Source organism: Tangfeifania sp. (assembly GCF_055108615.1).
On the sequence record NZ_JBSQIC010000139.1, the window covers coordinates 1 to 5,818 of the forward strand.

General features: G+C 38.2%; 8 protein-coding genes. 7 read left to right on the top strand and 1 reads right to left on the bottom strand.

Going from position 1 to position 5,818, the window contains the following annotated elements:
• The 7 genes from ACTCNA_RS17420 to ACTCNA_RS17450 all read left to right on the top strand — a co-directional run.
• On the top strand, window positions 1–383 hold a 383-nt coding region (locus tag ACTCNA_RS17420), incomplete at its 5' end, for a 3-oxoacyl-ACP synthase III family protein (protein WP_462949213.1).
• A 32-nt stretch (window positions 384–415) separates the two neighbouring features.
• Complete coding sequence (locus tag ACTCNA_RS17425) at window positions 416–1,099, top strand: SDR family NAD(P)-dependent oxidoreductase (protein ID WP_462949214.1); 684 nt, start codon at window positions 416–418, stop codon at window positions 1,097–1,099.
• A complete protein-coding gene (locus ACTCNA_RS17430) occupies window positions 1,096–2,190 on the top strand; it encodes a GNAT family N-acetyltransferase (RefSeq protein WP_462949215.1) in 1,095 nt (364 codons plus the stop codon). Before ACTCNA_RS17425 ends, ACTCNA_RS17430 begins: the two co-directional genes overlap by 4 nt.
• Before the next feature lie 3 nt (window positions 2,191–2,193).
• Window positions 2,194–2,382, top strand: a complete 189-nt coding sequence (locus tag ACTCNA_RS17435) for a hypothetical protein (protein ID WP_462949216.1) — start codon at window positions 2,194–2,196, stop codon at window positions 2,380–2,382.
• Between the two features lie 172 nt (window positions 2,383–2,554).
• Window positions 2,555–2,896, top strand: coding sequence for a hypothetical protein (locus ACTCNA_RS17440; protein ID WP_462949217.1), 342 nt, complete (start codon window positions 2,555–2,557; stop codon window positions 2,894–2,896).
• 70 nt (window positions 2,897–2,966) lie between these two features.
• Window positions 2,967–3,815 carry a polysaccharide deacetylase family protein gene (locus ACTCNA_RS17445; RefSeq protein WP_462949218.1) on the top strand — a complete coding sequence of 283 codons (849 nt, stop codon included), beginning with the start codon at window positions 2,967–2,969 and terminating at the stop codon, window positions 3,813–3,815.
• Between the two features lie 143 nt (window positions 3,816–3,958).
• Complete coding sequence (locus tag ACTCNA_RS17450; RefSeq protein WP_462949219.1) at window positions 3,959–5,383, top strand: capsule assembly Wzi family protein; 1,425 nt, start codon at window positions 3,959–3,961, stop codon at window positions 5,381–5,383.
• A 246-nt stretch (window positions 5,384–5,629) separates the two neighbouring features.
• On the opposite strand, the gene ACTCNA_RS17455 is transcribed toward ACTCNA_RS17450, so the two are convergent.
• A partial coding sequence (locus tag ACTCNA_RS17455) for a hypothetical protein (protein WP_462949220.1) occupies window positions 5,630–5,818 on the bottom strand: 189 nt, incomplete at its 5' end.

Below are 5,818 nucleotides of genomic sequence, written 5' to 3' on the forward strand. Positions count from 1 at the left end.
CTGCATCAAAAGAAACAGTTGAAAAAGGCCTGCATTATTTTAAAATGAATGGCCGCGCTGTATATGAAACAGGTACCGAGGTGTTACCCAAAGCGATCAATCAAGTGCTAAATGATACTGGTTTAGCTATTGATGACATTGATTATATGATTCCTCATCAGCCATCCATTAAAATATTGCAAAAAACCGCTGAAATAATTGGTTTACCATGGAAAAAAGTGATGACAAATATGGATAAATATGCCAATACAAGTGGCGGCACAATACCCATTTTGCTTGATGAAACTAACCGATCAGGCAAACTCAAAAAAGGTAACACAATTTTATTTGCAGCCGTAGGTTCCGGTTGGACTTATGGTGCTTCAATCTTAAAATGGTCATAAAAAATATTTATTTTTATTAAAAAATTAGCATTATGATTTTAATTACAGGTGCTTCAAGAGGAATAGGTCAGTTTTTATTTGAAAAATACATAGAGGAATCTAAAGAGAAAGTAATGGGTACATATTTTAATTCAACGCCCAGTAAATACACCTCAGCGTATTTAAAAATGGACGTAACAGATTTTGAACAGGTAGAAGAAACGATTAGTTCTATAAGAGAAAAACTTAATCAAGTTACTCTTATTAACTGTGCTGGAATTACTTATAACTCTTTTACTCATAAAAGCGAACCTGATAAATGGCGTAATGTATTAAGTACAAATTTATTTGGCACATATAATTTGATTAGAACTTTATTACCCATTATGAGGGAGGATAATTTTGGTAGAATTATTAATTTCTCTTCAGTTGTTGCCTCTAACCCCACGCCAGGCGTTAGCGCATATGCCTCATCGAAATCTGCACTTTGGGGTTTCACTAAATCTGTTGCTATTGAAAATGCATCAAAGAATATCACAATTAATAATATTAATATGGGGTATTCCGAGTTAGGTATGATAAGTGAAGTACCCGAAAAATTTCTTAAATCTATTATTCAGCAAATTCCAATAGGCAAATTATGCCCACGTGAAGATATTTTTTCAACGGTAGATTTTTTGAGAAAAAATAGTTACATAACAGGCACTTCAATTGATTTAAATGGAGGAATGATATGACGGAAATTAACCTTGGAAAATTCAACTATCCTAAAGATATTGATGTGCAACGCAGCCTATTTGTTGAATGCTTTCCTGAAAACATAGGGACTCCTGTTGAAACGGTAGAACACTACAAATGGAAATTCAAATCATTTCCCACAAATGACAAAACAAAGGCTTATGAATATGTCGCAAAGTTGAACGGGGAAATGATTGGTTATTATGCATCAATTCCTTACCAATACTTCATCAAAGATAAATTTGTTCACGTAGCTATGGTTTGCGATGTCATGACTAGTGTTAAAGCACGTGGAAAAGGAGTTTTTACAAAACTTGGTCAATACTCTACGGATCAGTTTAAAAAAGAAGGGCTTGCTTTTTCAACAGGCTATCCCATTCGCCCGGAAGTAATTCCGGGACACAAAAAAGCAGGCTGGAATTTCCCATTTCAAATCCCAATGTATGGTAAATTTTTAAAATTCAACGCCTTCTTAGAAACAAGAAATAAATCTTGGTTAATACCTATTGCAAATTTTACAATCAAAATCTATAATGGTTTTTTGAAGCTTTTTATCAAACCCTCAAAAACGGTTATTGTTGAAAGATATAAATCTCAAAAAATTGATGATATTAAAGGGCTTTCTGACTTTCTTGAAAAATGGAAAAGCGAAAATCCAATAGCTTTAAATAAAAATATTAAATTCCTTAAATGGCGTTTAGGTGCACCTGAAAAAAGTTATGAAATAATTGTTTTAAGAGCAAAATCCAACAAACAAGTTTTAGCATATTCTATTGCGCGTTCGGTACAAAAAGAAGGTGTTCCTTGCTATGGCGTTTTAGACTTTAGTTTCATTATTAAATCACAAATACATTCTAAGCGGCTTTTAAACGAAATTGAGAAATCTGCCAAACTTCATAAAGCAGAATTAATTTTAATGATGATGTTACGCCACAAAGCTAAAACATATCGTGTCAATTCCTCCGGGTTCTTCAAAACACCTTTTCCGTTCTCGTTCATAATAAACCAGTTTGAAGACACATTGGATGCGAAATTTTTAAAAAATGAAAAAAACTGGAATTTGATGTGGATTGACTCTGATGATTTGTAATCCATGAACATCCTCACTTTCGACATAGAGGAATGGTTTCATATTTTGGTTAATCATTCCACCAAAACATTAAACGAGTGGAAAAATTACGAAGTGCGCATCCACCAAAACATGGAGCGTATTTTCAATATTCTGGAACGCACCAATACCAAAGCCACTTTTTTCTGCCTGGGCTGGATTGCTGAAACTTAACCCGGTACTCTTATGTATCTGAACAGGACAGCAATTGTAAACTTGTACTAGAATGAACCCTGGAAAAATAAATATTCCAAATCCGCAAGGCGATTCAATGGGTGCGTCGCTACGTTCGTTACTTGATGTGTTGTTTGATAAAGAGAATATTTAGACTACTTTTGTGCATAGAATGGAAATCATTTTCAACATAGCAGATTACTTGCCTTCAACAATAACCACACGCAAGGCGATGGAAGAAATCAGGCAAAAGCTGAATATTTCTGACTGCAAAATGGTTGCTTTCAATTTTGCAAAAATTGACTTCATTTCGAGGGCTTTTGCTGATGAATTGCTGCATTTTATTGAAAAAAACAACATCAAAGCTCAATTTACAAACACCAATACTACTGTGAAACAGTTACTTGATACGGTTAATAAAAACCGTAAACAACGGAACAACGGTTTTCACAATATTGCTGTTACACATTTTCAGGAAAGGAAACAATTGGATCAACTATTATCACTTATATAGTCTTTTCATTCAATGTTCTCTCTTGCAGCCTTTTATATAATCATACAGGAAGCAATCCAAAAATTTCTTAATGAACATCCTCACTTTCGACATTGAAGAATGGTTCCACATACTCGATAATGAATCCACCAAAACCATCAATGAGTGGAAAAATTATGAAGTACGTATCCACCAAAACATGGAGCGCATTTTTAATATTCTGGAACACACCAACACCAAAGCCACCTTTTTTTGTCTGGGCTGGATTGCTGAAACTTACCCCGAGGTAGTTAATGAAATTGTATCGCGCGGTTACGAAGTTGGCACCCACACCCGCATGCACCAACTGGTGTACGAGCAAACCCCGGCAGAATTTGAGAAAGATATAGAGTATTCCATAAAAACACTGGAAAACATCACCGGGCAAAAAGTAAAATACTTCCGTGCCCCCGGCTTCTCCATTACCGAAAATGAAAAATGGGCTTTCGAATTACTCGTCAAATACGGCATCGAGGTAGATTGCTCCGTCTTCCCCGCTCCTCGCGCCCACGGCGGTTTCCCATCGTACAAACAACCGATCCCGTCCATTTTAAAATACAATGGCATTGAATTAAAGGAATTGCCCATTAATTATTCAACCATTGCCGGCAAATCCATAATTTATAGCGGCGGCGGTTATTTCCGCCTTTTTCCCTACCCGCTCATCAAAAAATGGACAAAGCAATCAGACTACGTCATGAGCTACCTTCACCCCAGGGATTTTGATGCAGAACAACCTGTAATTAATGAATTATCAGCATTCCGTAAATTCAAATCGTATGTGGGTTTAAAAGGGGCCGAAAAGAAATTAAACAAATGGCTCATCGATTTTGAGTTTGTGGATATACAATCTGCGGTTAAACAGAACGATTGGGATAAGGTGCCGGTGGTTGAATTATAGAGGTGGAACATGCGATTTGAAAACGCTCCTGTCTGCCTAATCGAGACAGGCAGGCATTTAAACATCATTGAACGAATAAAATAGGTTACAGTTACCTTTCAGTCCCGGTGAACACTATATTAACTACAAGTCCATTCATAATTATGCGCAAAACAATCATACTTCTTTCAACAATTTCATTTTTAACCATAATCGCAACAGCTCAAAATCAATTTTCAGCCAAAATTGAGAACAGTGCATTTGCTGTTACCGGCGATGAAATGCCTTTTTGGTTTTGGGCCAATCAACATGGGAAAATTTTACATTTCAATACCCTGTTAAACTTTTCAGATATTAGCATCGGCCAATCATATAATAAAGATACAACATCGGCCATCTCTTTTGCCTGGGGAGGAAATTTTGTGGCTGCTTTTGGCGAAGAAAATTACTTTCATATAAACAGGGCTTTTGCTGGTGTTTCCTGGAAAGGCTGGGAATTAAAAGGCGGTATGTTTTATGATTCTGTTCGTTACGGTGGCCTCTCTACAACCAACGGCAACCTTGCCCGCAGCGGCAATGCACGGCCCTGGCCCATGCTTCGCCTTTCAACATCGGGTTATAAACCGGTTCCTTATACGCAAAACGGGCTCAGTTTTAAGGCAGAGTACGATGAGGGCATCCTGAATGACAACCGGTTTGTGAAAAAAGCGCATCTGCATCATAAGTCATTGTACTTGAAAGTAGAACCAGACCCTACGTGGAAAATCTATACCGGATTCGAACATTTTGTAATGTGGGGGGGCACTTCTCAGAATGAACGAATCGGGGAAATGCCCTCCGGGTTTAAGGATTACTTGCAATATGTACTGGCGGTCTCCGGGGATGAAGATTTTCCGGGCATGGATCAACTCAACGTTGCAGGGGACCAGTTCGGCACCTACCAGCTGGAAATTGTTAAGCAGTTTTCAACCCTCAATGCCACTTTTTACCTGAGCCATCCGTTTGAGGATTATTCGGGTATCAACTGGCGCAACTGGCCGGATAATCTGCTGGGCATACATCTCAATTTCAATGAAAAACAAAAATGGATTACTGATATTGTTTATGAATATACAAACACCCGCCAGCAAAGTATCCGCGATTCATTCTACGTTTTCAGGGAAGAATCCGAGAGTTGGGTGAGGCAGGAAAACGATAACTATTTTACACATGGTTTGTATCAGTCAGGTTTTACCTACCATCAAATGGTAATAGGCTCACCGTTATTTTTCCCGGTTCAGCTGGATGAAAAAGGAAAACCTACGGGTTTCAGGGCAATTCAATCCACCCGTTTTTATGCCCATCATCTGGGCATTAAAGGGTTTCTCACAGAATACCTCCGGTGGAAAGGGTTGCTCACCTGGATACATCGTTTCGGTTCGTATTGTATTCCTTACGAACCGTTGCAAAAACAATTGTCAGGTTTGTTTGAATTGCAGTATATGAATCCCGCTTTCCCCGTCGAGTTGGGTTTATCTGCCGGTGCTGATGCCGGAAACTCCATAAACAACAATCTGGGCTTAAGATTTCGGGTAAGTAAAAAATGGTAAACCCGTTGCCACTCATTCTTGTGTACATTTGTAATGTGTACCTCAGCCATTGGCTGAAAAAAGTGGTAGTAAAAAATGGAAGCAGGAAAGGATGGTATCCCTTTTCACCACAGGGATGCCATTGTGTAACATCTTTTCACTGTCTCACATCTCACAGTCTCACAGTCTCCCCGCTACCGCACGATTGTATCGCGTGGTTTAGCCGCAGGTTAAAATATAACGCCGGGTTTGCACTAAGGATTCTTTTTATTGTTCTTGTGCTGCAACCGGCAGCAAAGTAGCAACTTGTTTCATTTCCCCCGTGAAATTTCCTGTATATTTCACAGGGCCTCTTTTGGAACAAAAGAAAAGCCATGAAATCATTGGATAACTGACAATAAGTTCCATCACGAATTCAATCAAAAACAAAAAGACGGCATCACCTTCGAATCGGAG

Coding starts and splice junctions, on each gene's coding strand:
- ACTCNA_RS17425 (WP_462949214.1), top strand. CDS start 416: ATGATTTTAATTACAGGTGCTTCAAGAGGAATAGGTCAGTTTTTATTT.
- ACTCNA_RS17430 (WP_462949215.1), top strand. CDS start 1,096: ATGACGGAAATTAACCTTGGAAAATTCAACTATCCTAAAGATATTGAT.
- ACTCNA_RS17435 (WP_462949216.1), top strand. CDS start 2,194: ATGAACATCCTCACTTTCGACATAGAGGAATGGTTTCATATTTTGGTT.
- ACTCNA_RS17440 (WP_462949217.1), top strand. CDS start 2,555: ATGGAAATCATTTTCAACATAGCAGATTACTTGCCTTCAACAATAACC.
- ACTCNA_RS17445 (WP_462949218.1), top strand. CDS start 2,967: ATGAACATCCTCACTTTCGACATTGAAGAATGGTTCCACATACTCGAT.
- ACTCNA_RS17450 (WP_462949219.1), top strand. CDS start 3,959: ATGCGCAAAACAATCATACTTCTTTCAACAATTTCATTTTTAACCATA.